The 25,658-nt window shown below is 66.8% G+C and carries 20 protein-coding genes and 1 pseudogene; 15 read left to right on the top strand and 6 right to left on the bottom strand.

Translation table 11 applies throughout. The features are described from left to right. Positions 1 to 151: 151 nt before the first annotated feature. The gene (locus FQS62_RS13730; RefSeq protein ID WP_226053635.1) at positions 152 to 1,039 is read left to right on the top strand and encodes a sterol desaturase family protein; all 888 of its coding nucleotides are present in this window, start codon (positions 152 to 154) and stop codon (positions 1,037 to 1,039) included. Positions 1,040 to 1,048: 9 nt separating this feature from the next. Here the strand turns inward: FQS62_RS13730 and FQS62_RS13725 are convergent, their stop codons facing one another. Together FQS62_RS13725 and FQS62_RS13720 are read right to left on the bottom strand one after the other, a co-directional pair. Beyond that, a complete protein-coding gene (locus FQS62_RS13725; protein WP_046984660.1) occupies positions 1,049 to 1,753 on the bottom strand; it encodes an AraC family transcriptional regulator in 705 nt (234 codons plus the stop codon). Between the two features lie 290 nt (positions 1,754 to 2,043). Then, a complete protein-coding gene (locus FQS62_RS13720; RefSeq protein ID WP_021204492.1) occupies positions 2,044 to 2,478 on the bottom strand; it encodes a VOC family protein in 435 nt (144 codons plus the stop codon). Positions 2,479 to 2,815: 337 nt separating this feature from the next. Here FQS62_RS13720 and FQS62_RS13715 point away from each other — a divergent pair, with 337 nt between their 5' ends. Further along, positions 2,816 to 5,611 (top strand): beta-glucosidase family protein, encoded by a 2,796-nt coding sequence (locus FQS62_RS13715; protein WP_080354830.1) that lies wholly within the window; start codon positions 2,816 to 2,818, stop codon positions 5,609 to 5,611. A 122-nt stretch (positions 5,612 to 5,733) separates the two neighbouring features. Here FQS62_RS13715 and FQS62_RS13710 read toward each other — a convergent pair whose 3' ends face one another. Further along, positions 5,734 to 6,639, bottom strand: a complete 906-nt coding sequence (locus FQS62_RS13710; RefSeq protein WP_049445912.1) for a LysR family transcriptional regulator — start codon at positions 6,637 to 6,639, stop codon at positions 5,734 to 5,736. Between the two features lie 105 nt (positions 6,640 to 6,744). Here FQS62_RS13710 and FQS62_RS13705 point away from each other — a divergent pair, with 105 nt between their 5' ends. The 3 genes and pseudogenes from FQS62_RS13705 (at position 6,745) to FQS62_RS13695 (ending at position 10,620) form a co-directional block, all read left to right on the top strand. Beyond that, complete coding sequence (locus FQS62_RS13705; RefSeq protein WP_164159011.1) at positions 6,745 to 8,103, top strand: MFS transporter; 1,359 nt, start codon at positions 6,745 to 6,747, stop codon at positions 8,101 to 8,103. Next, entirely contained in the window at positions 8,103 to 8,489 is a 387-nt protein-coding gene (locus FQS62_RS13700; protein WP_049445908.1) for a DUF4440 domain-containing protein, read from the top strand. Before FQS62_RS13705 ends, FQS62_RS13700 begins: the two co-directional genes overlap by 1 nt. A gap of 221 nt (positions 8,490 to 8,710) precedes the next feature. Next, a pseudogene (locus tag FQS62_RS13695) lies at positions 8,711 to 10,620 on the top strand (CocE/NonD family hydrolase). 120 nt (positions 10,621 to 10,740) lie between these two features. Here the strand turns inward: FQS62_RS13695 and FQS62_RS13690 are convergent. Then, positions 10,741 to 11,694 (bottom strand): helix-turn-helix transcriptional regulator, encoded by a 954-nt coding sequence (locus FQS62_RS13690; protein ID WP_049445903.1) that lies wholly within the window; start codon positions 11,692 to 11,694, stop codon positions 10,741 to 10,743. A gap of 446 nt (positions 11,695 to 12,140) precedes the next feature. Between FQS62_RS13690 and FQS62_RS13685 the strand changes: the two genes are divergently transcribed. The 7 genes from FQS62_RS13685 to FQS62_RS13655 all read left to right on the top strand — a co-directional run bounded on the left by FQS62_RS13685 (position 12,141) and on the right by FQS62_RS13655 (position 20,028). Continuing rightward, complete coding sequence (locus FQS62_RS13685; protein WP_049445901.1) at positions 12,141 to 12,899, top strand: SDR family NAD(P)-dependent oxidoreductase; 759 nt, start codon at positions 12,141 to 12,143, stop codon at positions 12,897 to 12,899. Positions 12,900 to 13,027: 128 nt separating this feature from the next. After that, on the top strand, positions 13,028 to 13,480 hold the full coding sequence (locus FQS62_RS13680; RefSeq protein ID WP_049445899.1) for an MgtC/SapB family protein: 453 nt from the start codon (positions 13,028 to 13,030) through the stop codon (positions 13,478 to 13,480). Positions 13,481 to 13,704: 224 nt separating this feature from the next. Further along, positions 13,705 to 15,363: an L-lactate permease gene (gene lldP / locus FQS62_RS13675; protein ID WP_049445917.1), complete on the top strand. Its 1,659-nt coding sequence runs from the start codon at positions 13,705 to 13,707 to the stop codon at positions 15,361 to 15,363. A 53-nt stretch (positions 15,364 to 15,416) separates the two neighbouring features. Beyond that, positions 15,417 to 16,181, top strand: a complete 765-nt coding sequence (gene lldR / locus FQS62_RS13670) for a transcriptional regulator LldR (protein ID WP_008264563.1) — start codon at positions 15,417 to 15,419, stop codon at positions 16,179 to 16,181. A 4-nt stretch (positions 16,182 to 16,185) separates the two neighbouring features. After that, the gene (gene lldD, locus FQS62_RS13665) at positions 16,186 to 17,325 is read left to right on the top strand and encodes an FMN-dependent L-lactate dehydrogenase LldD (RefSeq protein ID WP_088479053.1); all 1,140 of its coding nucleotides are present in this window, start codon (positions 16,186 to 16,188) and stop codon (positions 17,323 to 17,325) included. Continuing rightward, the gene (gene dld, locus FQS62_RS13660) at positions 17,322 to 19,022 is read left to right on the top strand and encodes a D-lactate dehydrogenase (protein WP_208044184.1); all 1,701 of its coding nucleotides are present in this window, start codon (positions 17,322 to 17,324) and stop codon (positions 19,020 to 19,022) included. Before lldD ends, dld begins: the two co-directional genes overlap by 4 nt. Before the next feature lie 121 nt (positions 19,023 to 19,143). Further along, the gene (locus FQS62_RS13655; protein WP_099589944.1) at positions 19,144 to 20,028 is read left to right on the top strand and encodes a hypothetical protein; all 885 of its coding nucleotides are present in this window, start codon (positions 19,144 to 19,146) and stop codon (positions 20,026 to 20,028) included. A 94-nt stretch (positions 20,029 to 20,122) separates the two neighbouring features. Here FQS62_RS13655 and FQS62_RS13650 read toward each other — a convergent pair whose 3' ends face one another. Then, on the bottom strand, positions 20,123 to 20,419 hold the full coding sequence (locus FQS62_RS13650) for an I78 family peptidase inhibitor (RefSeq protein ID WP_049437761.1): 297 nt from the start codon (positions 20,417 to 20,419) through the stop codon (positions 20,123 to 20,125). A 170-nt stretch (positions 20,420 to 20,589) separates the two neighbouring features. Here FQS62_RS13650 and FQS62_RS13645 point away from each other — a divergent pair, with 170 nt between their 5' ends. Further along, on the top strand, positions 20,590 to 21,246 hold the full coding sequence (locus tag FQS62_RS13645; protein ID WP_049445893.1) for a decarboxylase: 657 nt from the start codon (positions 20,590 to 20,592) through the stop codon (positions 21,244 to 21,246). A 68-nt stretch (positions 21,247 to 21,314) separates the two neighbouring features. Then, a complete protein-coding gene (locus FQS62_RS13640; RefSeq protein ID WP_208044185.1) occupies positions 21,315 to 22,094 on the top strand; it encodes a CDP-diacylglycerol diphosphatase in 780 nt (259 codons plus the stop codon). On the opposite strand, the gene FQS62_RS13635 is transcribed toward FQS62_RS13640, so the two are convergent. Next, complete coding sequence (locus FQS62_RS13635; RefSeq protein WP_099589942.1) at positions 22,091 to 22,690, bottom strand: GNAT family N-acetyltransferase; 600 nt, start codon at positions 22,688 to 22,690, stop codon at positions 22,091 to 22,093. The two genes, FQS62_RS13640 and FQS62_RS13635, sit on opposite strands and share 4 nt — an antisense overlap. Before the next feature lie 218 nt (positions 22,691 to 22,908). Between FQS62_RS13635 and FQS62_RS13630 the strand changes: the two genes are divergently transcribed. Then, on the top strand, positions 22,909 to 25,635 hold the full coding sequence (locus FQS62_RS13630) for a TonB-dependent receptor plug domain-containing protein (RefSeq protein WP_099589941.1): 2,727 nt from the start codon (positions 22,909 to 22,911) through the stop codon (positions 25,633 to 25,635). Positions 25,636 to 25,658 lie beyond the last annotated feature (23 nt).

The raw sequence follows: 25,658 nt of genomic DNA, 5'->3' as shown, positions 1-25,658 counted from the left end.
AGCCGCGCCGTGCGTGGATACAGGAACACGGCGCCGACCAAGCTCGGCATCCACCCGCGGCACGCGCTTGCGCCGTTTGTTCAAGCCGCCAACCCGCATGCCACGCCAGCATGCAGGCCCCTCACTTTCCGGGTTGCCCATGAAGCACTGGATGCTCCGCCTGTATGCCCCACTGTTCCTGCTGGGTTTCGTTGCCACTGCCGTCGTCTGGGTCGGCCACTGTCACGGTGATCCGTTGTGGCTGCTGGCCTTGCTGGCCTTGCTGGCGGCCGCCATCGCGGTCTCGTTCGTCGCCGAGCGGGCCTGGCCGTACGATCCCGCGTTCAACCACGACCACGGCGACAGCCTGCGTGACACCCTGCATGCACTGGTCAATGAAAGCCTGAACCTGCTGTCGATCACGGCGGTGCCGCTGCTGGCGGCAATCATTCCATGGCAGGCCTGGCCGCTGCAGTGGCCATTCGCGCTGCAGGTGCTGCTGGCCATCGTCTGCGCTGATCTCGGCATCACCCTGGTGCACTACGCCAGCCATCGCATCGGCTGGCTATGGCGGCTGCATGCCGTGCATCACAGCGTCACCCGCATGTACGGCTTCAACGGCCTGATGAAACACCCGCTGCACCAGGCGGCCGAAGCGGTGGGCGGCGTAATGCCGCTGCTGCTGTTGGGCCTGCCGATGCCGGTGGCTGCGGTGCTGGCCTTCGCCATTGCCATCCAGCTGCTGCTGCAGCACTCCAACGTGGACATGCGTCCCGGCATGCTGGGACGGGTGATGGCATGGGCACCACTGCATCGCTTCCACCACATGCGCTACGGCACCGCCGGCGATGTCAATTTCGGTTTGTTCCTGACCGTGTGGGACCACTTGCTGGGGACCGCCTTCGATGCACCGGGCTACCGCCTGGGCCGGCCTGACCTGGGCATCGGCAGCCAGCCGGACTATCCGCACGATTATCCCGGGCAGCTGATGGCACCGTTCCGTGAACTGCCGCATGGCGAGGTGCCGGAGCTGCCGGAAGGCCTGCGCAGGCGTGGGTGATCGAGCGTGTCAGGTCGCGTGCAGCTGCAGGCCCTGAAGCTGCGCGGCACCGATGCCGAACATGCGGCGCAGGCTGCGTGACAGATGGGCGAGGTCGGCAAAACCGGCCGCATGCGCGCTGTCGGTCAGGTTGTGTCCGCGCAGATGATGCATGAGCGCGTTGCGCAGCCGTTGCCACAGTACCCAGCCGCGAAGGGTCACCGCCAGCTCGGACTGGAAACGCCGGTGCAGCTGGCTGGTCGACAGGTGCGCCGCTTCGGCGATATCAGCAGCCGGCACCGGGCCGGGCAGGTGCTCGGCGATACGGGACAGCGCGGCCTGCACGCGGCGGTCCAACGGCTGCGGGCGACTCAGCCTTGGCAGCCAGTCGTGCAGCTCCAGCGCGTTGCCCGGCAGCGCGAGCAGGTGCTGCCGGATCTGGTTGGGATCGGCATGCGCCGGTTCCAGGAACACCGTGCAGCCCGCTTCCGGCGCCGACAGGATTGCGTGCGGCTGGAATGACGGCAGCCACAGCCGTTGGCCCTGCTGCCGTACGCCGTCGATCTCGACCTGCCAGGGAGCGGCTTCGCTCAGCAACAGTTGATGGGCGTAGTGCGCGTGCGTATCGCTGCCACCAGCGTGGCCTTGCAGCACCGCCACGTGAGCATCCAGCAGCAGCGTGCCATTCCAGGGCAGGGCGGGAGAGGACATGGAGGGATTGTAGATCCACGTCATACGTGGATGAATCTCCATCGAAATCGAATATTCCGACAGTTGAACGAAGAGCAGCCGAGCATGGGCTCGGCTCTACAGCAGGCTGTGCAGGGAATTGTCGAAGGCGGGGTGGGTCCGGTTGCGGGGGCGTGAGCGCCATGGATGGCGCGACCGAGGCTACATGGACGTACTTGCGCCGTCCCCCGCAACCGGACCCACCCCGCCACCCCACAGGAGCCCAGCTTTCGCTTCTGCTGTTGCTTCGGCCGTTGCCTCTGCGGGTGCCGGGCGCAGCCCGGCCGTGCGTACCCTCACCGCCCGTGCGGGTCGGGCCGGTGATGCACGTACTCGACCACCGTGCCATCGGGATGTACCGCATTGAACGCCGCTCCGGTCGGTACCACCTGCAACGGGAAGATGATCTCGGCGCCAGCCGCGACCAGTTTGTCGTGATAGGGCCGAACGTCATCGACCAGCAGTGTCCCCGTGGTCGAAGTGAACGGCGCCAGCGCCGCCTCGCTGCCCTCGATCAGCAGGAACGCACCGACCATCGCCAGACGTAGCCCGGCCTCCGGAAACGGGAACCCCGCATCGGCCACCACGCCTTGCAGCTGCTCGTAGAAGGCCACACTGCGTTCCAGCTCACCGGGGGCCACGAACACCCGGATCAGCACGCGCGGCGCACGCTGGCTGGATGTATCGCAGCGGTCGCGCCAGAGATGGTCGAAGTCGCGGTGGACGGTCATGGGCTCGGTTCGTGGCCAGGGATCTCCATTATCGGCAGCCCCACGCGGCCTGCTGATGACCGCCGGTGATGGCCTGATAACTGCTGGCCGGGTTGCCCCTGTGACTTAGGTCCTGTTGACAGGTGTGAACGCCCTCGCACAATCTTCACAGGATTGGGTCGCCCTGCGCGGCCCGGACAGGCAGGTTGTCACGCCGGGAGGAGGGTCCCAGGCGCAGACCGGCCCGTCCTTCGGCCTGTGGGACGTTGCCTGGCAACCCCTGCGCGGCATGAACGCTGCACCCTTCGGCGGCACTTTCCCTGGACCGATTGCCTTGGCAACGGAATTACGCCTGCCGATGAAAACGTTTACAAAGCCGCTTGCACTGTCCCTGGCCCTGTCTGCCGCACTGGCCGCTCCGGCCTGGGCCGACCCCGCCGCGTTCACTGTGCTGACCCTGGAACAGGCGCCCAACGCCGAGGCGATGCCGGCCCTGGCCGCGCAGCTGAAGAGCCTGAACGTGGACGCGGTGAGCGTGCGCCAGGTGCAGCGCGGCATCGGTCAGGTCGATCCGCTGCAGGTGCTGGCCGATGGCCTGGGCTACGAGTACCGCTTCATTGCTGCCGGCAAGGATGATGGCCAGACCCAGCGCGGCCAGGCCGTGCTGACCCGGCTGCCGATCGCCGCTGAATCCGGCCCCGACCAGCCGGGCCTGAACTACCTGCGCCTGGATGATGGGCGCCACACGGTGGCGGTCTATACCGATGCCGGTGCAGGCGCCGCGCAGTTGCCGGCACTGGTCACCCGTTCGCGGCTGGGTGCACCGGCGGTGCTGCTCGGCGCGGTGGCCGGTGAATCGGCCAAGGCCGCAGGCTTCGATCCGGCGCGTGTGGCGCTGGAAGCCGACGCAAGCTATTTCAGCGATGGCTTCCAGGCCGCCAGCAGCGCACCGTTCAAGGTGGAAGGCAGCACCCTGCACGCCACCCTGCTGACCTTGGCTTATGCCGCCGACAAGCACAGCGAAAAGCCCTGGATGGACACCACCCTCAATGCCGACGCACGCGCTGCGCTGCTGTTGAAGGCGATGACCGAGGATGAGAAGTTCCAGATGCTGCACAGCTACTTCGGGCTGGGCAAGGACGGTGGCCCGTTGCCGGAAGGTGCGGTCGGTTCGGCCGGCTTCGTGCCGGCAGTGCCGCGCCTGGGCATCCCGTCGCAGCAGTCGGCCGATGCCGGCGTCGGCGTGACCAATCCCGGTGGTATCCGTCCGGGTGACTTCGCCACCGCCATGCCGTCCGGCCCGTCCACCGCCTCCAGCTGGAACCGCGAAGTGGCCTTCGCCGGTGGCGCCACGATGGGCCGTGAGGCATGGCAGCAGCGCTTCAACATCCTGCTGTCAGGCAGCGTCAACCTGCAGCGCGACCCGCGCAACGGCCGCAATTTCGAATACGCCGGTGAAGACCCGCTGCTGGCCGGTTCGATGGTCGGCGCGCTGATCCAGGGCGTGCAGAGCCAGCACGTGATCTCCTCGATGAAGCACTTCGCGCTGAACGACATGGAGACCCGCCGCAACTTCCACGACGTGCGCATCGGCGAACAGGCCATGCACGAGTCGGACCTGCTGGCGTTCGAAATCGCGCTGGAAGCCGGCCGCCCGGGCGTGGCGATGTGCTCGTACAACAAGATCAACGGCACCTACGGCTGCGAAAACGGCTACCTGATGAACCAGGTGCTGAAGCAGGAATGGAAGTTCCCCGGTTTCGTGATGTCCGACTGGGGCGGCGTGCACAGCGGTTCGAAGGCGGCGCTGGCCGGCCTGGACCAGCAGTCGGCCGGTGAAGTGTTCGATGCGGCGGTGTTCTTCGATGAGCCGCTGCGCCTGGCCGTGCACGGCGGTGTGGTGCCGCAGGCGCGCCTGAACGACATGGTGGCGCGCATCCTGCGCACGATGTTCCTGCACGGCAATTTCGACAACCCGCCGCAGCACCAGAAGGTCGATGCCGAGGCCGGTTTCGCCGTCGCCCAGCGGACGGTGGAAGAGGGCAGCGTGCTGTTGCGCAATGAAGGCAGCCTGCTGCCGCTGGCCGACAGCGTGAAGCGCATCGTCATCATCGGCGGCCACGCCGACAAGGGCGTGATCGGTGGCGGTGGTTCGTCGATGGTGGGCGTGACCGCCAAGGGCACCAACGCGGTACCGGGCGTGATGCCGACCACCTGGCCGGGCCCGGTGATCTTCCACCCGTCCTCGCCGCTGGAATCGCTGCGTGCGGCGCGCCCGGACGCGACCATTGCGTATGTGGATGGCACCAATGCCGCCGCTGCGGCCGAGGCAGCAGCACAGGCCGACGTGGCCATCGTGTTCGCTACCCAGTGGGCCGCCGAATCGGTGGACCTGCCGGACATGCAGCTGCCTGACAACCAGGACGCGCTGATCTCGGCGGTGGCCAAGGCCAACCCGAAGACCGTGCTGGTGCTGGAAACCAATGGCCCGGTGCGCACGCCGTGGCTGGCGCAGGTGCCGGCGATGCTGCAGGCCTGGTACCCGGGCATCCGCGGTGGCGAAGGCATCGCCGCGCTGCTGACCGGCCAGGTCAATCCGTCGGGCCGCCTGCCGGTGACCTGGGTGACGGACGAATCGCAGCTGCCGCGCCCGCACATCGACGGCCTCGGTTTCAAGCCGGCCAAGCCGTTCGGTGATGTGTTCGATTTCGATATCGAGGGCGCCAACGTCGGCTACAAGTGGATGGCGGCCAAGGGCCTGACGCCCACCTTCGCGTTCGGTCATGGCCTGTCCTACACCTCGTTCGCCTATGACAACCTGAAGGTGAGCGTGGAAGGCTCGCGCCTGGTTGCCAGCGTCGACATCCGCAACACCGGCAAGCGCGCCGGTGCCGATGTGGCCCAGCTGTACCTGAAGCTGCCCGCCGGCAGCACCACGCCGATCCGCCTGATCGGCTATGACAAGGTGAACCTGCAGCCGGGCGAACAGCGCCGCATCCGCATCGAAGCCGAGCCGAAGACCCTGGCCCACTACGATGCACAGGCGCGCCAGTGGAAGATCGACGGCGGCACCTACCAGGTGCAGCTGTCGCGCAATGCGGCCGAGCCACTGCAGACAGTGGACGTGCAGCTGGTGGAGCAGGTGCTGCGCTGATGCCTGAAGACACGGCCCGCACAGGGCCGTGTCTGTTTGTGCTGCTTCTGTAGAGCCGAGCCAACGCTCGGCTGATGAACAGTGAAGGCTGAGCCGACGAGCAGCCGAGCATGGGCTCGGCTCTACACCGGCGGGCTGACAAACCGGTCGCGCAGGAAATCGATCAGCTGCCGTATCTTCGGTGAGGGCTGCGCGCTGTGCGGGTAAACCGCGTACACGCTCTGCTGCGGGAAGCGGTGCTGGCGCAGTACCGGGCGCAGCCGGTCCTGGGCCAGGTCGTCCTCGATCAGCCAGCGTGGCAGCACGGTGACCCCGGCGCCGGCCACGGCGAAGGCACGCAGGCTGCTGGCACCATCTACGCGCACCACCGCATTGCCCGGGTTGGTGGCGAACAATGCGTCGCTGCCATCCGGCGCCACCACCGGTACATCGGCCAGGCGCGGGTAGCCGAGGCGGGGCAGGGCGCCCAGCTGCACCGGGTCATCGGCTGCATCCGCGGAGGGCAGCCGGGCCAGCAACGAGGGCGCGGCCACCGCGCACAGCGGATGCCGTTCCAGTTCGCTGGCATGCAGGCCTGAATCCGGCAGGCGGCCCAGGCGGATGGCCAGGTCGAAACGTTCGGGAATCAGGTCGGCCGGTGCCGGTGAGGTCGACAGGTGCAGCTGCAGCGCCGGGTGCCGCGCACGGAAGGCCTCCAGCGCTGCGATCAGGCGCAGCTGCGCGTATTCCGGAGTAGTGGTCAGGCGCAGCACGCCCTGCAGCTGATGCTGGTCGCGGCGCGCGGCATCGATGGCTGCCTGTGCGGCATCCAGTGCCTGCACGCAGTGCTGCAGGAACTGTTCACCGGCCTCGGTCAGCGCCAGATGGCGGGTACTGCGCAGCAGCAGGGTCACGCCCAGCTCCTGTTCCAGCCGCTTCAGGTTGAAGCTGACCACCGCGCGGCTGAGCCCGAGGCGATCGGCGGCGGCGGTCAGGCTGCCGGCCTCGACCACGGCGCGGAAGATATCGAAGCGGTCGAGGCTGACCATGGCGATCCATTGTCAAAACAGATTTGACAGTGTTGCAGCTGTCGTCGTGTTTTTCCAACAAGGCCCGCACGGCATGCTGGCGACTTCTCCGCTGGAGCGCCGCCGATGCCGTCCCCCCGCCTGCGCCATGAGGCGATCTTCCTGCTGGTGTTCGCACTGGATCTGGTCAACATGTTCATCGCCACGGTGGCCTATCCGGCACTGGCAGCGGAACTGCACGCTGATGTCGGTACCCTGGCATGGGTCGGCACCGCCTACATGCTGGGCCTGAGCGTGGTGATTCCGCTGGCGCCCTGGCTGGCTGCGCGCTGCGGCGAGCGTCGCCTGCTGCTGGTGGCGTTGCTGTTGTTCGCGGTTGCCGCTGCGCTGGCCGGCGCAGCACCGGGGATCGGCTGGCTGCTGGGCTGGCGCCTGCTGCAGGGGCTGGCCGGCGGCCTGCTGATTCCAGTGGCCCAGGCCGCGGCCTACCGCCAGTGCACGCCCGAGCAGCGTGGCGCGTTGACCCGGCGCATCCTGCTGGTGGCGCTGCTGGTGCCGGCACTGGCGCCCGCGCTGGGCGGGCTGCTGGTGCAGTGGTTGTCCTGGCGCGGCGTGCTCTGGGCCAGCCTGCCCGTGGCGGTGGTGGCGATCGGGTTGGTGCTGGCCTGGATGCCGACCGATGGCGCGCGCAGTGCGCCGCGCCTGCAGGCCTATGCGCTGTCCACCGCGATGCTGGCGCTGGGCGTGCTGCTGCTGGCGTTGACCTGGCTGGGTGAACCCGGCCATCGGGCCGCCGGTGCCGTACTGCTGTTGATCGCAATGCTGTTGGCGGCGGCCCACCTGCGACATGCACGGCAGCAGGCGCAGCCACTGCTGCGCTGGTCGCTGTTGTCCCATCGCGGGCTGCGGCTGGCGATGCTGATCTATCTGGCCGTACCCGGTGTATTCATCGGCAGCCAGCTGGTCAGTACCCTGCAGCTGCACCAGGCCGGCTACAGCGCGGCACGCATCGGCGCGTTGATGCTGCCGTGGGCGCTGGCCTCGGCCATTGCGATCACCGCCAGCAAGCGCCTGCTGGCTCGCTTCGGCCCGGCCACGCTACTGCGTGCCGGCATGCTGCTGCAGGCCAGCGGCCTGCTGTTGATGGCGCTGTTGCCGCAGCCGGCCTTCGCCTTGGCTGCGCTGTTGTTCGCGCTGATGGGCGCCGGTGGCAGCCTGTGCAGCAGTACCGCGCAGACACTGGCTTTCCACGGCGTGGAGGGTGAAGCGCTGGGCGATGCCAGTGCCCTTTGGAACCTCAACCGTCAGCTCAGTTTCTGCCTTGGTACTGCCGCCATTGCGCTGTTGCTGGCGCTGGCCATGCAGTGGCTGCCAGCACGCGCCACCAGCGTGGCGCTGGGTCTTGCCGCCGCAATGACGCTGTTGCCGATGGCGCTGTTGCGCCACTCGCACTCTGTTTCCCTTTCGCAACCCGAGAATGCCTGATGGATATCACCGCAGAACATGAAGTCCACCACCTGCACGACAAGCTGCAGGCCTGGTTCCGTGCCGATGTCGGCGCCGATGCGCTGGCGGATCTGATGGCGCACTTCTGTGCAGACTTCAGCATGGTCGGCATCGCGGGTCGCAGGCTGGACCGGAAGGCCGTGCAGGCACTGTTCGCGGGCGGTCATGGCGCGCGTCCAGGACTGCAGATTTCCATCGACGCCGTGCAGGCGGTGGAAGCGCCATCACCGCTGGCGGTGCTGCGCTATCGCGAAGGGCATTCGCTCGATAGCGGTCAGCTCACATGGCGCGAATCGTTGGCCGTGCTGCGGCAGGAGCAGGGTCGCTGGCGCTGGTTGGCGCTGCATGAAGTGCCGGTGGCCTGACCGGTAGTGCCGGCCGCTGGCCGGCAACCGCGTAACGCACCCCGGGATCATGAAGTTGCCGGCCAACGGCCGGCACTACTGGTCTTCGGTGAGCGCAGCGGCACCGGGGGCACATGTGCCATCAGTCCTGCCTGCATCCGCCCCAGAATGCAAAGCCCGCCCACACTTCACGGCTCGGGGCAGGAGTAGGCTTGAGGCTTTCCTGCCGGGAGGGGTTGTCCATGCATGTGCGTGCCGTCGCTGTAGCCATTGCCCTTTGCCTGTCCAGCACCGTGCTGGCCGCCGATACCCCGCCGATGACCCCGGACATCAGCGGCAAGCCCTTCGTTGCCCCCGATGTCGGTCGTGACTACGACAAGCGCGTGGTGATGGTGCCGATGCGTGATGGCACCAAGCTGCATACCGTGATCGTGGTGCCCAAGGGTGCCCGCAACGCGCCGATCCTGCTGACCCGTACGCCTTACGATGCCGCTGGCCGCGCCAGCCGCAGTGATTCGCCGCGCATGCGCGACCTGCTGCCGCAGGGCGACGAGGTGTTCGTCGACGGCGGTTACATCCGCGTGTTCCAGGACATCCGTGGCAAGTACGGCTCCGAAGGCGATTACGTGATGACCCGGCGCTGCGCGGGCCGTTGAACAACACCAAAGTCGACCACTGCACCGACGCCTGGGACACCATCGACTGGCTGGTGAAGAACGTGCCGGAGAGCAATGGCAAGGTCGGCATGCTCGGCTCGTCGTACGAGGGTTTCACCGTGGTGATGGCGCTGACCGACCCGCATCCGGCGCTGAAGGTGGCGGCACCGCAGAGCCCGATGGTCGATGGCTGGATGGGGGACGACTGGCTCAACTACGGCGCGTTCCGCCAGGTCAACTTCAACTATTTCGCGATGCAGACCGAGAAGCGCGGCAAGGGTACGCCGCTGCCCAGCCTCGGCTACGACGACTACAGCACGTTCCTCCGGATCGGTTCGGCTGGCGACTACGCGCGCTTCACCGGCGTGGACCAGCTGACCTGGTGGAAGAAGCTGGTCGAGCACCCGGCCTATGACGGCTTCTGGCAGGGCCAGGCGTTGGACGCGGTGATGGCGAAAACACCGTTGAAGGTGCCGACCATGTGGCTGCAGGGCCTGTGGGACCAGGAGGACATGTGGGGTGCCAACCACGCCTACCAGGCCATGGAAGGGCGCGACAGTGGCAACAACCGCAATTACCTGGTGATGGGCCCGTGGCGGCACAGCCAGGTGAACTACAGCGGCAGCGAGCTGGGCGCGCTGAAGTTCGACGGCGATACCGCGCTGCAGTTCCGCCGTGATGTACTCAAGCCGTTCTTCGACCAGTACCTGGTGGACGGTGCGCCGAAGGCCGACACGCCGCCGGTGCTGATCTACAACACCGGCGAGAACCACTGGGATCGCCTGAAGGGTTGGCCGCGCAGCTGCGACAAGGGCTGTGCCGCCAGCAGCAAGCCGCTGTACCTGCGGGCCGGCGGCAAGCTGGCATTCCAGGCGCCGGCGGCGGGCGAGGGCGACTTCGAGGAGTACGTGTCCGACCCGGCCAAGCCGGTGCCGTTCGTGCCGCGTCCGGTCCGCTTCGGTGACCGCGACATGTGGACCACCTGGCTGGTCAAGGACCAGCGCTTTGTCGATGGTCGCCCGGACGTATTGACCTTCATCACTGAACCGCTGACCGCGCCGCTGCGCATCGGCGGCGCGCCAGTGGTGCATCTGCAGGCCTCGACCAGTGGCACCGACAGCGACTGGGTGGTGAAGCTGATCGACGTGTATCCGGACCAGGAAGCGTCGACGCCGGAGATGGGGGGCTATGAGCTGCCGGTGTCGTTGGCGATCTTCCGCGGCCGCTACCGCGAGAGCTTCAGCGATCCGAAGCCGCTGGCGGCCAACCAGGTGCTGCCGTATCGCTTCGACCTGCCCAACGCCAACCACACGTTCCAGAAGGGGCATCGGGTGATGGTGCAGGTGCAGTCCAGCCTGTTCCCGTTGTACGACCGCAACCCGCAGACCTACGTGCCTAACGTCTACCTGGCCAAGCCAGGCGATTACCAGAAGGCCACGCAGCGGGTCTGGCATAGCGCGGCGCAGGCCAGTTACATCGATCTGCCGGTGTACTGAGGCGGAGAGGACGACGCCGGGCATAGCCCGGCAGCACGTGGTAGTGCCGGCCGCTGGCCGGCATCCGCGATGGGGCAGGAGCGTGTCGACCAAGGTCGACACCTACCAGAACACCAGCCTTCAGCCCACCTTCGAGGGGCCCGTGCGCCAGCGGCTGGGCACCAGGCCGAAACGCTTGCGGAATGCAGCCGCGAAGTTGCTGGGGTGGCGGTAACCGCTGGCGGCGGCGGCCTGTTCAACCGTCCATCCGTCCTCGCGCAGGCCCTGTTCGGCGTGGCGCATGCGTTGTTCGTGCAGGTAATCGAACACGGAGCAGCCGTACTGCTGGGCAAAATGGCGGCGCAGCGAGCTGGGGCTCATGCAGGCCAGCTGGGCCAGTTCGACCAGGCTGTGGGCATGGCTGGGGTCATCATGCAGGTAGGCACGCACACGTTCCAGCCGCTCGCGCTGGCCGGCCCGCAGCGTTCGTACAGGGTCGGTCTGCAGATCCTCGGCCTTCAGGCCAACGGCCAGCAGCTGCAGTGCGACGCCTTCGCGCCACAACGCGTCGATGCCGTCCTCCCATGGGCTGTCGAACAGCTGGCCCAGCACCGGCAGCAGGGTATGCGGAATGGCCCAATGGCGGCATTCCAGGTGGGTGTTGAGCGCGGTCTCCAGCTGCGGCAGATGGAACAGGTCCGGATCGATCTTGCCGGGCACCATGACGCTGACGCCGCGCATGCGCGTTTCGCCGGGATGCGTACCAGTCATCTCGACCTCCTCGCGGTGGTGTGCGGTCATCGCCGTGCCAGCGCGAAGGGTGAAACCAGCGCGTCGCGGAACGCGCACATCGACCTCGCCCAGCAGCATCACGCGGATGGCCAGGCCGGGACTCTGCTGGGCCGTGGCGACATATGGAAAGCGATTATGGACGTCGGAGGCGATCAGACTCATGCCGCCGCGCAGGAACTGCTCGTTGACCTCGCCATGGCCGGCCCACTGGTCGTCGCGCAGGTGTTCCGGGTCGGCGCGGTAATCGAAGCCATGACGGTGGCCGAAGCGGCGGTAATCGGCAAAAGTGAAATATCGGGACATCGCTCGGCACGTGCTTTGGAGGTGGACGCTGGCATTACCTCGCCCACGCGCTCTGCAACGCAGATGCAGATCCGGTCATTACCCGTGCAGACGTGCTGGAAGGCAGTGGCGTGGGCACTCCGGATGGTGGGGGAACACCAGATTGAATGGAATGTGTCGCAGAAACTGGAAACGTTTCACATTGTCGCCTCGATTCGCGCGCTTTTGATTTAAATAGGGTCAAAACGATTGACGATTACGGCCAAAGTGAAAATGCCGCCGAACATACGCCGGCGTTTTGCATGCATATCCGTACGCAATTCCATACATCAACTTGAGTTGAGGTTTCATGGCTGGAACGATCATCTGTAGGCGCGATGTCAGCCAGGTCATCACGGGCGCACGCGTAGGGTGGGGCAGTTGGCTGTTGCAGGCCACTTCGATACCCCCACTGATGGAGAACGCAGATGATTGACTACCAGCTCACCGGCAAGACCGCGATCGTGACCGGCGGCGTATCTGGAATCGGCCTGGCCGTGGCGCAGACGCTGGCCGCGTCCGGCGCGCGGATCTCGGTCTGGGACCTGAAGGAGGATGCGGTCGATGCGACCGTGGCGCAGTTGCGCGATGCCGGTGCGCAGGCCATCGGCATCGCGCTGGACGTCACCGACGACGCTGCGGTGGAGGCAGCGGTGCAGCGCACGATCAAGGAGCTCGACGGCCTGCATGTGGCGGTCAACAACGCCGGTATCGGTGGGCCAGCCGCCAGCAGCGGTGACTATCCGATCGATGGCTGGCAGCGCGTGATCGACGTCAACCTCACCAGCGTGTTCCTGTGTCAGCGTGCGCAGATCCAGGCAATGCGCGCTGCTGGAACCGGCGGCAGCATCATCAACATGGCCTCGATCCTGGGCCAGGTGGGCTATGCCGGTTCCACCGCTTATGCGGCGGCCAAGCACGGCGTGGTCGGGCTGACCCAGACCGCCGCGTGGGAGCATGCCGCCGACGGCATCCGTGTCAACGCGGTCGGTCCAGGCTTCATCAGCACACCGCTGCTGGAGAAGATGGACCCGAAGGTGCGCGCCACGCTGGAAGGCCGCCACGCCTTGAAGCGGCTGGGTACGGCCGAGGAAGTGGCGGCGCTGGTGGCCTGGCTGGCCAGCGACGATGCCTCGTTCGCGACCGGCGCGTACTACGCCATCGATGGTGGCTATCTGGCGCAATGATGCGGTGATCGCAGGCGACGATGACGCCGGGCATGCCTGGCGCTATCAGGTGAACGCGCTGTGGTGCCACCTTCACCGTTGTGCCACGGCTGCCGAGCGACGCTCCGGGAAAATCCCGGAGCTTTCCCATGGAACTTACCCAGGACGTCTCGATCCTGCTGCGCGTGGCCACAGCCATGTTGTTCGGCGGCGTGCTCGGCGTCGAGCGCGAGATGGGCAAGCACGCCGCCGGCCTGCGCACGCACATGCTGATCGCGGGGGCTGCCGCGTTGATCGTCGGCCTGGGCGACTCGGTGGCCGAGCACTTCCAGCAGGAGCGCTACCGTGACCTGCTGCAGGTCGACCCGGTGCGCCTGATTGAAGCAGTGGTTGCCTGTGTGGGCTTCGTCGCCGCCGGCACCATCCTGCGCGGCTCACGCGAGGACCAGGTCAGCGGCCTGACCACGGCCAGCTCGCTGATCATGGCGGCGGCCATCGGGATTGCGGTGGGGATCAGCAAGTACGTGATCGCCATCGGGGTGAGCGTGCTGTGCGTGCTGGTGCTGGCGGTGATGCGGCGGTTGGAGAAAAGGATTTCTTAGGGAAGCCCGAGTTGCCGGGCAGAGGCCGGCCCTACGGTGACCACCCTAATGGTCGTACCAATATGCCATCTAGCTCTATGGTCTAATAGGCTCTTCGTCGGAGTGGCGGTTAAATCCGCTGCAAGTGGTCTGATCGAAATCATTATTGGTAGTACCAATAATGGGTGACCACGGCGATCCACCGCCTGCGGTGGGGCACCTTCCGCATCCAGTCGAGAGTCTTCATGCAGCCCTGGCAACACCTGTACGACCCCGCCGGCAACCTGTGGTTGTCCAGCCTGATCGCGCTGCTGCCGATCGCGTTCTTCTTCGTTGCCCTGGCCGTGCTGCGCATGAAGGGCTGGCTGGCCGGCACGATCACCGTGGCCATCGCGCTTGGCGTGGCCCTGTTGTTCTACCGCATGCCGTTGACCCAGGCGCTGGGTGCGGCCGGCTTCGGCTTCGTCTACGGCCTGTGGCCGATCGCCTGGATCATCATCGGCGCGGTGTTCCTCTACAAGGTCTCGGTCAAGACCGGTCAGTTCGACATCATCCGGGCTTCGATCCTGTCGGTCACCGAAGACCAGCGCCTGCAGATGCTGATGGTCGGCTTCGCCTTCGGTGCCTTCCTGGAGGGCGCGGCCGGTTTCGGTGCGCCGGTGGCGATCACCGCGGCATTGCTGGTCGGGTTGGGCTTCAAGCCGCTGTATGCCGCCGGCCTGTGCCTGATCGTCAACACCGCGCCAGTGGCGTTCGGCGCGATGGGCATTCCGATCATCGTGGCCGGGCAGGTCACCGGCCTGGATGCATTCGAGATCGGCCAGATGGCCGGTCGCCAGCTGCCGTTCCTGACCCTCATCGTGCTGTTCTGGATCATGGCGATCATGGACGGCTGGCGTGGCATCAAGGAAACCTGGCCGGCAGTGCTGGTGGCCGGTGGCTCGTTCGCCATCGCGCAGTACCTGACCTCGAACTTCATCGGCCCGGAGCTGCCGGACATCACCGCTTCGCTGGCGTCGCTGGTCTGCCTGACCCTGTTCCTGCGCCGCTGGAAGCCGGTACGGATCTTCCGCTTCGATACCGAAACCAGCGCCGAGGCGGCCGCACAGGCACTGGAGGCGCCGCGCTACAGCGTGGGCCAGATCGCCAAGGCGTGGTCGCCGTTCCTGATCCTCACCGCGATGGTCACGCTGTGGAGCATCAAGCCGTTCAAGTCGCTGTTCGCGGCGGGCGGCCCGCTGGAAAGCTGGGTGCTGAAGCTCCCGGTGCCCGGCCTCGACCAGAGGGTGCAGAAGATGCCGCCGATCGTGGACGCGCCGCTCAGCTATGAGGCGGTCTATAAATTCGACTGGTTCTCGGCCACCGGCACCTCGATCATCCTCGCCGCAGTGATCGCGATCATCGCGCTGCGCATGCCGGCGCGGTCGGCACTGCAGACCTTCGGCGAAACCGTGCGTGAGCTGCGCATGCCGATCTACTCGATCGGCATGGTGCTCGCGTTTGCCTTCATCGCCAACTATTCGGGCCTGTCGGCAACGCTGGCGCTGGCATTGGCGCACACCGGTGACGCGTTCCCGTTCTTCTCGCCGTTCCTGGGCTGGCTGGGCGTGTTCCTGACCGGCTCGGATACCTCGTCCAATGCGCTGTTTTCGGCCCTTCAGGCAACCACTGCGCAGCAGATCGGCGTGTCCGACGTGCTGCTGGTGGCGGCCAACACCACCGGCGGCGTCACCGGCAAGATGATCTCGCCGCAGTCGATCGCCATTGCCTGTGCTGCGGTCGGCCTGGCCGGCAAGGAATCGGACCTGTTCCGCTTCACGGTCAAGCACAGCCTGATCTTCACTACGATGGTCGGCCTGATCACCCTGGCCCAGGCCTACTGGCTGACCTGGATGATTCCCTGAGCCATGCCGCGCGGCCTGACCCTCTGTTACGCGCTTCGGGCCACAATGGCGCCATGAGCACGCAACGTATTTCGGACAAGGTGGCCGCGCAGCTGCGCGGCCTGGTGCAGGAACAGCGGCTGCAGCCGGGCGACCGGCTGCCGGCCGAGCGCGCCCTGGCGGTGCAGCTGGGGGTCTCGCGCACCGCGCTGCGCGAGGCCATCGCGCAGCTGGCCAGCCAGGGTCTGCTGACCGCACGGGTTGGTGGCGGTACCTACGTGGCCGAACCTGCGGCGCGCGCGCGGCAGGCGCTGGATGAACCGCTGGCGCCGTATCTGCCGCTGTTCCAGGGCGACCCGGAGTATCGCTTCGACGTGCTGGAGATCCGTCACGCGCTGGAGGGTGCCACTGCATGGCATGCAGCGTTGCGTGCCACCGACGAGGACCGCACGCGCATCGCGCAGGCCTTCCAGACCATGATGGACGCGCACGGCAAGGACGACCCCACCGGTGAAGCGGAGGCCGACGCGGCCTTCCACCTGTCCATCGCCGAGGCCTCGCACAACCTGGTCCTTCTGCAGGTGATGCGCGGCCTGTTCGAACTGCTGCAGACCAACATCTCGCAGAGCCGCGAAAAGCTCTACACGTCGGCGAGGACCTTCTCGCCGCTGTCCGACCAGCACCGCGAGATGATGGACGCGGTGCTGGCCGGCGACCCCGAACGCGCGCGCGCCGCCGCGCATGCCCACCTCGAGTTCGTGCACACCACGCTGCGCACCCTCGATGACAACGAAGCCCGGCGTGCGCGGGCCTCGCGTCTACCTTCCCCACACGGTTGACCCCATGATCATCTCCGCCTCCACCGATTACCGTGCCGCAGCGCAACGCCGGCTGCCGCCGTTCCTGTTCCACTACATCGATGGCGGCGCGTATGCCGAGCACACGCTGAAGCGCAACGTTTCCGATCTGTCCGACATCGCGCTGCGCCAGCGCATCCTGCGCAACATGTCCGACCTGAGCCTGGAAACCGAGCTGTTCGGCGAAAAGCTGGCGATGCCGGTGGCGCTGGCGCCGGTCGGCCTGACCGGCATGTATGCCCGGCGTGGTGAGGTACAGGCGGCGCGCGCGGCCGACAGCCGCGGCATCCCGTTCACCCTGTCCACCGTATCGGTGTGCCCGATCGAGGAAGTGGCCCCGGCCATCCAGCGGCCGATGTGGTTCCAGCTGTATGTGCTGCGCGATCGTGGCTTCATGCGCAACGCGCTGGAGCGGGCGCAGGCCGCGGGCGTGACCACGCTGGTGTTCACCGTGGACATGCCGGTGCCGGGCGCGCGCTACCGCGATGCACACTCCGGCATGAGCGGCCCGAATGCCTCGCTGCGCCGTATCGGCCAGGCCATCACCCATCCGCACTGGGCGTGGGACGTGGGTCTGTTCGGCCGTCCGCATGACCTGGGCAACATCTCCACCTACCGTGGCAACCCGACCGGGCTGGAGGATTACATCGGCTGGCTGGGCAGCAACTTCGATCCCTCCATTTCCTGGAAGGACCTGGAGTGGATCCGCGAATTCTGGAAGGGCCCGATGGTGATCAAGGGCATCCTCGACCCGGATGACGCGCGTGATGCGGTCACGTTCGGTGCCGATGGCATCGTGGTCTCCAACCACGGTGGCCGCCAGCTGGACGGCGTGCTGTCCACCGCACGCGCACTGCCGGCCATCGCCGACGCGGTACAGGGCGATCTGAAGATTCTCGCCGATTCGGGCATCCGTACCGGCCTGGACGTGGTGCGCATGCTGGCGCTGGGTGCCGATACCGTGCTGCTGGGCCGCGCCTTCGTCTATGCGCTGGCCGCGCAGGGCGAGGCCGGCGTGGCCAACCTGCTGGATCTGATCGCCAAGGAAATGCGCGTGGCGATGACACTGACCGGCGCGCGCCGCATCGCCGACATCGGCCGCGATTCGCTGGTCAACCTGCCATGAATGGCCACGACGCCGTGCTGGCACAGTTGCGCGACGCAGTCGGCAGCCGCCATGTACTGACTGGCGACAAGGCCACGCGCCGCTTCCGGCGTGGCTACCGATTCGGCGACGGTCCGGTGCTGGCGGTGGTGCGCCCGGGCACCTTGCTGGAACTGTGGCACGTGCTGCAGGTGGCGGTGCAGGGTGGGGCGGCGATCATCCTGCAGGCGGCCAATACCGGCCTGACCGGCGGCTCGACCCCGGACGGCAACGACTATGGGCGGCCGATCGTGCTGGTCAGCACGCTGCGGCTGACCGGCATCCAGCTGTTGAATGAGGGCCGCCAGGTGCTGTGCCTGCCGGGCGCCACGCTGGACCGCCTGGAGCAGACGCTGGCCCCGCTGGGCCGTGAACCGCATTCGGTGATCGGCTCGTCCTGCATCGGCGCCTCGGTGCTGGGCGGCATCTGCAACAACTCCGGCGGCGCGTTGGTGCGCCGTGGCCCTGCCTACACCGAGCTGGCCCTGTACGCGCAGGTCGATGCGCAGGGCCAACTGCAGCTGGTCAACCATCTCGGCATCGCGCTGGGCGATACACCCGAGCAGATCCTGCAGCGCCTGCAGGCTGGCGACTACAGTGCCGCTGACGTGGGTGACGGCGACGGCCGCGCCGCCTCCGATCCACGCTACGCCGACGAAGTGCGCCGGATCGACGCCGATACCCCGGCGCGCTTCAACGCTGACCCCAGCCGCCACTACGAGGCTGCCGGTTCGGCCGGCAAGCTGGCGGTGTTCGCGGTGCGCCTGGATACCTTCGAAAAGGAGGCCGCCGAGGTCTTCTACATCGGCAGCAACCGCACCGACAGCCTCACCGCGATCCGGCGCCAGCTGCTGACCGGATTCGAGCGCCTGCCGATTGCCGGTGAGTACATCCACCGCGATGCCTATGACATCGGCGAACGCTACGGCAAGGACAGCTTCCTGCTGATCGACCGCCTCGGCACCGCACGTGTACCTGCCGCGTTCGCACTGAAGAGCCGCGTCGACGGCTGGTTCGAACGGCTGGGCCTGCGTGGGGTGACCGACCGGGTGATGCAGGTGCTGACCGGCCTGCTGCCTTCGCATCTGCCCAAGCGCATGGGCGAGTTCCGCCAGCGTTATGAGCATCATCTGTTGCTGAAGGTCTCCGCGCAGGATGCAGCAGAAACCGAGGCCTGGCTGCGCGACTTCTTCGCTGGCCACGAAGGTGGCTATTTCCACTGCACGGCGGAGGAGGGGCGCAAGGCGTTCCTGCATCGCTTCGCCGTGGCCGGTGCCGCGGTGCGTTACCGCGAAGTGCATCGCGACCAGGTGCAGGACATCGTGGCGCTGGACATTGCCCTCCGCCGAGATGATGCCGACTGGTTCGAGCAGTTGCCGGCCGATATCGACGGCCGCCTGCTGCACAAGCTGTACTACGGGCACTTCCTGTGCCACGTGTTCCACCAGGACTACATCGCGCGCAAGGGCGAAGACCCGATGGCGATCGAGCACGCGATGTGGGCGCTGCTGGACCGGCGTGGCGCCGAGTATCCGGCCGAGCACAACGTCGGCCACCTGTACCCGGCCAAGCCCGCATTGGCCGGGTTCTACAAGCAGCTGGACCCGAGCAATACCTTTAATCCGGGCATCGGCCAGACGTCGAAAGCCAAGGGCTGGGGGAGCTGCGACTGCGGATGATGTAGAGCCGAGCCTATGCTCGGCTGCTCTTCCCGACAAACAGCAGTCGAGCATGGCTCGACTCTACAAAGGTGATGGCGGGCAACGGTTACCATCGAAAGCCCAGCCGCAGGAGCCATCCATGCCCACCGCTACCGCCCGTGCCACCCTGTACGCTGCACTGCTGGCTACCCCGGTGCTGGTGCTGGCCCAAGGCTCGATCCTGCCGCAGCAGCGCGATGCCGCCGGCAACGTGATGGAGCCGCTGGGGCAGGTGCTGATCGCGAGTGAGACCGGGCCGTCGGGGCTTTATGACTGCACGCGGGACGGCAACTGGTGCGTGCGCGTGCAGCCGGTCGCCGAGGAGGGTGACCGGCCGAGCGTGCTGGAAGTGCTTGAGAAGGTGCCGGGCCAGGGCAAGCCGCACACCTACCACGTCAGCATCGACGTGCCGCAGGAAAGCGAGCTGTCACTGTGGCCGTGGATCGTGCGCCTGGCCCCAGGCGTGGGCAGCGGTGAACCAGTGACCGATCCGCAGCAGCGCACCCGCCAGAATGTGCTGGTGGGTGGCATCGTCACGTTCAGCACCATGAACTCCGGTGGAGGTGCTGACGCGTCCACCCTGCAGCTGGCACGCGTACGCCACCTGCAGGACGACATTCAGGTGGACGACGACGTGCTGACCGTGCCATGGCTGGGCAATGCGATGATCCGCGCCTGTTTCAGCGAGCAGGACGTGAAACAGCGCGCGGGTGCCTGCCACGACGAATACGGCTTCTCGGCGAAGCTGGCGCTGGATACGGCTGCCGAGGGCATGCCGGTGCTGCGCTACCAGACCGTGGCGACCCGGTTCCCTGCCGGCGCTTCACGCTTCGAGGATTCGCTGGCCAAGGGCCCGCTGAAGAAGCAGGATCTGCGCAGCGAGCAGGACCCGGCGTGCACCTACACGCGGCTGTTCCGCTTCGGGGAGGGAATGTTCCACCCTGACCAGGCGCTGCCGGACTGTGCCGGCTATACCGAACCCTGAAATGTAGAGTCGAGCCATGCTCGACTGGTCTTTGGATGGGCCGCGCGAAAAGCCAGTCGAGCACGGCTCGACTCTACAAGAGCGGTGGCGGCGCTTACTCGCAGCGGGTGGCGGTGATGATGTTGTCCTTGTCCACGAACACGCGCAGGCGGTCCTGGCGGATGTCCTTGGTGGTGATGGTGCTGGGGCCGATCGGGTTGACCAGGCCGGCACCGCTCTCGCGGGACAGGCGGCGGATGTTGGGTTCATTGGCTGGCTGGCCGATCGCCCAGCCGAGCTGGCTGGCGTCGCAGCGGCCGCTGCCTTTGACTTCCGGGCCAGGCGTGCTGACACAGGCCGACAGCAGCAGGGCAGAGGCCGGCAGCAACAGGGACAGACGGAATGCAGACATGCGAGCGCTCCTGCGCAGGGAAGATGGCGGGAACGATAGCACCGAGCGTGCGAAAGGCGTCAGCGTCCCGGTCATTGCCGGCACAGCGTGGTCATTGCATAGTGGGAGGAATGGCTGGCAGTACGCCAGCGGGCAGGCCGGGCCTTTCCGGCGCAGGTGTTGGATACGGTATGACGGCAGGCAGTTTCCGCGGCAAAGACAGGACGATGACGGCGCTGGTGTTGTCGTTGCTGGGCGTGGCGTTTGCCGCCTCCGCTGCCGATCCGGAACCCGCGCCGCTCGAAACCCCGGTATTCGGTGCCTGGCGCAACCTGCAGACCGAAGCGGGCTACGAGCCTGCGCAGCGCAACCTGGCGTTTGCCATGCTGCCGCAGGCGGCGACCCGAGGCGATCGTTTCGCCATCCTCGACCGTGAAGGCAAGCGGACGGTGTGCTGCCTGCAGGTGGCCAGTCCCTCGCTGGGCGTGGCTGCGCTGCGTGAGCAGTACCACCTGCCGCAGGCCTGGGTGACCGACCTGAGCAATGGCCGCAGCCCCGCACGCCCCTATGTGCCGCACGTCTATGCGATGCAGCGGGTGGACGAGCTGGCCGACTACAGCTTCGCCGATGTGCCTGGCGCGTACAGCGATCTGGGCGGGCTGCTGATTCCGGAAGGCGCCGCGCTGGAGGCCGACGGCAGCGCCGTGCGCCTGGGGGACACCCGCTACCCGCTGCATTTCCAGCGCCAGCCGCACGCCGACGACGACGGCGCGCTGGACCGCTACAGCCTGCAGGCCGGCGAGGGTGCCGCCCCGATCGTGGTTGAAGTGCCGTTCGGCACCTACTGATTGCAGCATTGCACTGGCTAGAATGCAGCGCGGCGCTGTCTGCCGTGCCTGCTCCGTGAGTCGTTTCCGTGTCCCTGCGCTCCTTCCTGCTGCCGTCCCTGCTGCTGTTGTCCGCCTGTGCCAGCGCGCCACCGCCGGCGCCGGCCCATTCCGATGCATTGTGGCGATTGATCGAACGTGACTGCCGGGGCGCCGAAGGTCCACGCGGCGACTGCCTGCGCGTGGAGACGGCCGCAGACCGCCGCGATGTGCTGGTCAAGGACGCGCACGGCGACTACCAGTTCCTGCTGATGCCGCTGGACAAGGTCAGCGGTATCGAGAACCGCCGCCTGTACCAGCGTGGTGCACCGAACTACTTCGCTGCAGCCTGGCAGGCGCGCAGCCACACCGAACAGGCCTTGCGGCAACCGCTGCCGCGCAACGTCGCCAGCCTGGCATTGAACTCGCCGCACGGCCGTTCGCAGCACCAGCTGCATATCCATGTGGATTGCCTGCGTGCCGACGTGCTGCGGGCGCTGGACACGCATGCTGCCGCCGTCGGCAGCCGCTGGGCACCGTTGCCGGTGCTGCTGCGCGGCCATCAGTACCAGGCCCGCCTGCTGCCGGGCGAGGAACTGACCGCCAATCCGCTCAATCTGCTGGCCTATGACCTCGCTGGCGTGGACGACGTGGGCCAGTGGAGCCTGGTCGTGGCCGGCCGGGACGCCGTGCAGGGCGGTCCGGGCTTCATTCTGCTGGCCACCCGCGTGGACGCCGGAACCGGCAACGAGGCCAGCGCTGAAGAACTGCAGGACCACGCGTGTTCGGTGCTGACCGGTGCCGGCAATGCGCTGGAGCGGGTGCGCTAGTCCAGCACGCGATGTTGGCCGCGCCACATCGGCGCGGTCAATGCCAGCAGCTGGCGATCCTGCCAGCCATCCAGATCCAGATGATGGTCGCGCAGCAGGCCTTCCTGCTCGAAGCCGAAGGCGTGCAGCGCAGTGGCGAACGGGTCATTGCAGTCTGGTGGCAGCATCACGAACAGGCGATGCAGGCCGACATCCTCGAACAGGAACGGGCACAGCGCCCGCAGCGCGGCGTCGGTATGCGGGTGCCAGTGCTGCAGCGACAGCAACTCGGCACTGCGCGCGTGCAGCGACTGCAGGCGGATATGCAGCTGATCCAGCACCGTGCCGTGTTCGTCGTCGAACACCCCCAGAAGCAGCTGATCGTTGTCCTGCTCCAGCCGTGAGCGATGCATGTGGGCGAGAAAGCGTGCCTCCTCGTCGATGTCGCCGGGTTGACGGCGGCCGCGCCGGCGGCGGTCATCGAACAAGCGCCAGCGTGGCAGATCGGTGCGTAGGAATGGACGCAAGGTGACCGGCGCCGCCTGCAGTTGCAGCAGATGGCGGCGCTGCACCGGGCGCAGCGGGGGAAGAGCGGGGGGAGGGTACGGGGTCGTCATCCCAGCAACGATGACCGTGCCAGCAGCGCCAGACCATTCAAAACATTGCAAAAACATGCCGGGCATCGGGCCGGCCCTGATTCGGTTCAGGCATAAGCCCATCAGGGCTGGTCATTTCCGTTGAAACCATCCATTCAGGACACTTTCGTTACGGGATCGTTATGCGCCGCTCAGGCCGCTGCTCCCGTACCACCACCACCCACTCCCCCAGGAAGCCCATGTCCGCCTTTCACAAGGCGCTGCGCCCGCGTCCGCTGGTGCTCGCGCTGTCGTCCCTGATGCTGGTCTCGTTGCCGGCCTTCGCGCAGGAAAGCGCACCCGTCTCACTGCAGGAAGTGAAGGTCACCGGCTCGCGCATTCCACGTGCCAGTGTCGAGGGACCGTCGCCGGTGACGGTGATCAGCCGCGAGCAGATCGACGCGCAGGGTTACCGCAACGCCTTCGATGCGCTGAGCGCGCTGACCGAGAATACCGGCAACGTGCAGGGCGAGGACTTCGGCAATACCTTCACCCCGGCCGCCAACACCATCAACCTGCGCGGGCTGGGCCCGAACCGCACGCTGGTGCTGGTCAACGGCCGCCGCCAGGCCGACTACCCGCTGGCCTACGAGGGCTCGGTGAACGTGGTCAACCTGGCCAACATTCCCAGCGCGCTGATCGAGCGCATCGAGGTGCTGGCTGCGGGTGCGTCGGCGGTGTACGGCTCCGATGCCATCGCCGGCGTGGTCAACATCATCCTCAAGGACCGCTTTGAGGGTGTGGACGTGAACGTGCGCGCCGGCGGCACCCAGCAGGGCGGTGGTGACAACCAGCGCGCGCAGGTGGTCGGTGGCAGTTCCGGCGAGCGTTGGGATGCATTGTTCGGCTTCGAGTTCGATGTGCGCAAGGCGATCCATGCGCGCCAGCGCGACTTCATGGATTCGCTGGATGATGACCCGGCCGGCAAGGCGCCGCAGGCGACCGCGATCGCCTATCGCCGCAATGCTGCCACCGGTCGCAACATCGATCCGGGCGTCAACGGCTGCGAGGCAGCGTCGGACATCTATGGCGGCAGTGTGTTCCGCGCCAACAACCCGCGCCAGGGCTGGTACTGCGGCAGCAATGAGGCAGCGGCCAGCTACTGGACGGTGCAGACCGAGAAGCGCAACCTCAACGGCTACGGCCTGTTGACCTTCCACGTCAACGAGACCACCGACCTGTTCGCCGATGTCGCCGTGGGCAGCGCGCGGATCTACAACAACACGCGTGCACCGACCTGGACCTCGGCCCGCAACTACTTCTACAACCAGACCACCGGCAACCTGGAAAGCTGGTATCGCCGCTTCGCGCCGGAGGAAATCGGCGGCCTGCCGCGCAATGCCAACCGCTTCCTGGAAAACTCGTGGTCGTTCAATGTCGGCGCACGTGGCCAGATCGGCGACAGTGGCTGGGACTATGAGGCGGTCTACAGCCGCTCGCGTTACGAGAACCGCACCCGCCGCCCGGTGCTGCTGGCTGGCATCAACGAATACCTGCTCGGCCCGAAGCTGGGCGTACGCAACGGCGTTGAGATCTATGCGCCCGACCCGGCACGCCTGTTCAAACCGTTGACCCCGAACGAGTACGAGGGGCTGTCCGACTACCAGGAAAGCCGCAATGCGGCATGGCTGCAGACCTTCAGCGCCAGCGTCAACGGCCGCCTGTTCGCGCTGCCTGGGGGCGACGCTGCATTGGCAGCGGTGGTCGAAGCCGGCAGCCAGGGCTACCGCAACCGCCCGGACCCGCGCCTGGGCAGCGGCGAGTTCTGGAATACCAGCGCCGGTATCGGTGCCGGCGGCGAGCGTGACCGCTATGCCGCAGGTGTGGAACTTCAGCTGCCGCTGCTGCAGTCGCTGACCACCACGCTGGCCGGTCGCTATGACCAGTACCGTGCTGGTGGCGAGCACATCGGCAAGGCGACCTGGAGCTTCGGCGTCGAGTTCCGTCCGGTCGAGAGCCTGCTGATCCGCGGTACGGCGGCGACCAGTTTCCGTGCGCCGGACATGAACTACGTGTTCGCCACCGAAACCCGCGGCTACAACCCGGGCATGACCGACTACTGGCGCTGCCGCACCGCAGGCCAGTCGTACGACAACTGCGACTACAACGGCCTGTCGATCGATTACAGCAACCGCGCCAATGCGCAGCTGCAGCCGGAATCTGCCAAGTCGTATGGCTTCGGCGTGGTCTGGTCGCCGCTGTCCGGCCTGGATTTCAGCGCCGACTACTACGACATCCGCATCGACAACGAGGTGACCAGCCTCGATACCAGCCGCATCCTGCGTGACGAGGCCGATTGCCGCCTGGGCCGCACGCTGGGCGGCGAAGCGCGCGATATCGGTTCACCGCTGTGCCAGGACGCGCTGTCGCGGGTGATCCGCAACCCGTCCAATGCGACCGTGCAGCCGGACCAGGTGACCCGTGTGCTGATCAACCCGATCAACGCCGCCTCCGAATCGGTGCGCGGCCTGGACCTGAAGGGCAACTGGCGTTTCGATGCCGGCCGCTACGGCCGCTTCACCACGCGCCTGGCCTACACCGTGGTGCTGGAGCACAAATACCGGCAGTTCTCCGATGATCCGGAGCGTGACATCCGCAACTCGCTGGATGACTACCAGTGGCGCAGCAAGGCCAACGGCAGCATCACCTGGAACAAGGGTGACTGGACCACAACGCTGTACGGCAACCGCTTCGGCTCGCTGCCGAAGACCGATGGCAGTGGCCGCATCGCGCCGTACATGACCTACAACGCCAGCGTGTTCCGCCAGTTCGGCGAGAACCTGTCGGTGGGCGTGATCGTCAACAACCTGCGTGACAGCCGCCCGCCGGCGGACAAGAACGGTGGCGGCTGGCCGTTCTACCCGGTCGGCAACTACGACCCGTATGGCCGCCAGTACTGGGTGCAGCTGGACTACCGGTTCCGCTGATCCGGCAGGCGAACGAAAGGCCC

This window comes from Stenotrophomonas sp. SBJS02 (assembly GCF_020428325.2).
Taxonomy (GTDB): Bacteria; Pseudomonadota; Gammaproteobacteria; order Xanthomonadales; family Xanthomonadaceae; genus Stenotrophomonas; species Stenotrophomonas africana.
The sequence above is the reverse complement of the archived record's forward strand: the minus strand, read 5'-3'. Positions and strand labels throughout refer to the sequence as shown.